Below are 1,067 nucleotides of genomic sequence, written 5' to 3' on the forward strand. Positions count from 1 at the left end.
GCCTGGTCGTCGAGGCGGAACATCGGGCCGGTGTCGGTGGGCGCGTCGTAGTAGCGGTGGAACACCGGGGTCAGGCCGCCCGAGATCGGTGGGACGATCCAGCTCCAGTCCACCGGGCACGTCCGGCCCGCGGCCTGCTCCTTGTCCACGAAGCGCAGGAAGCGGCGGGACTCGCCGTGGTGGTCGGCGAGCGAGACACCGGCCTGGTCGAAGGAGTGCTGCACCGCGGCGGTGAGCTCGACCGCCGCCCGGTCGCGCCACAGCGTGCGGTCGCTCGAGGTGTCCAGGCCCATCGCCTCGGCGACCTCGGCGAGCATGTCGTAGCGGTCGGCGTCGGCGAGGTTGCGCGCCGCGATCTCGGTGGCCATGTACCAGCCGTTGAACGGCGCGGCCGGGTAGGAGATCCCCCCGATGTCCAGGCGCATGTTGCTGATCACCGGCAGCGCGTGCCAACGCAGCCCCAGCTCGCCGAACCAGGCGTGGTCCGGGTGGGTCAGCGCCACCTCCAGCACCGCATCGGCCGGGATCTCGTGCAGCCGCGGGCCCTCGACGACGTGCTCGCCGCCGCCGCTGACCACCAACGGCAGGACGTCGAAACGCCCCATCGGGCTCGGCGGGGTCCAGCCCAGCGTGCGGGTGGTGTCGGTGAACCCGGCGTAACGCGGGTCGCCGAGCACCCGCCCACCCGCCCGGTAGCCGGCGTAGCGGATGAGCTGCTCGTTCCAGATCCGCGGCCCGCGCCCGGACGGCCCGTCGGGGGCGAACACCGTGATCGTCGAACGGATGCGGCCCTTGCGGGTGGCCTCCCGCAGGTGCCCGACACACTCCGCGGCCACCTCGTCGGGCGCGGTGACGTGGCGCCGGTCGCGCAGGTGCAGGCTGCGCCAGTACAGCCGCCCGATACAGCGCGCCGAGTTGCGCCACGCCACCCGGGCCCCGAACTCGAGCTCGGCACCGGTGTGCACATAGGTCCCGGTACGGGCGATCTCCTCGCGCACCGCGGCCACACGCGGCTCCACCGGACCCGCCTCCGGGTCCTCGGCGTGGAAGAGCCGGACGAACTCCTC

At 73.4% G+C, this 1,067-nt stretch carries 1 protein-coding gene; it reads right to left on the minus strand.

The window, feature by feature from the left end:
* Nucleotides 1-1,067 (minus strand): nitric oxide synthase oxygenase (locus PHK61_RS31855; RefSeq protein WP_274285050.1); only part of this gene is annotated, 1,067 nt, incomplete at both ends.

Source organism: Actinomycetospora lutea (assembly GCF_028737205.1).
GTDB classification, from domain to species: Bacteria; Actinomycetota; Actinomycetes; order Mycobacteriales; family Pseudonocardiaceae; genus Actinomycetospora; species Actinomycetospora lutea.